Genomic DNA, 279 nt, shown 5'->3' with positions numbered 1-279 from the left:
GCCATAGTAGCCGTTGTCGTTGGCGAGCACGCTGCCGAGCAGCGCTCCGGCGACAAATGCACCCCCAGTCGCCCAGAAGTCGTCGTGCTGGTGATATCCCCGATAGTGGCGGTAGCCCCTGTGCCAGCCATCCCGAATTTGGATGACATCAGACTGCGCGCTTTGCACCTTGGGCACGAAGATCGGGGCGGCATCAACCGGAAAAGTGCTCGCTAGTGCAAAGGTTGCGACCAGGAAGGTCGCTATGCCTGACAGCAATCTCATGATCGCGTCCTCGCT

The 279-nt window shown here is 60.2% G+C and carries 1 pseudogene; it reads right to left on the bottom strand.

From position 1 onward, the window contains the following. Positions 1-264 (bottom strand): annotated as a pseudogene (locus EN818_RS32330) (hypothetical protein); the annotation flags it as partial. Positions 265-279: the final 15 nt, after the last annotated feature.

Source organism: Mesorhizobium sp. M3A.F.Ca.ET.175.01.1.1, from assembly GCF_004791945.1.
In the GTDB taxonomy this organism is placed as follows: Bacteria; Pseudomonadota; Alphaproteobacteria; order Rhizobiales; family Rhizobiaceae; genus Mesorhizobium.
The sequence above is the reverse complement of the archived record's forward strand: the minus strand, read 5'-3'. Positions and strand labels throughout refer to the sequence as shown.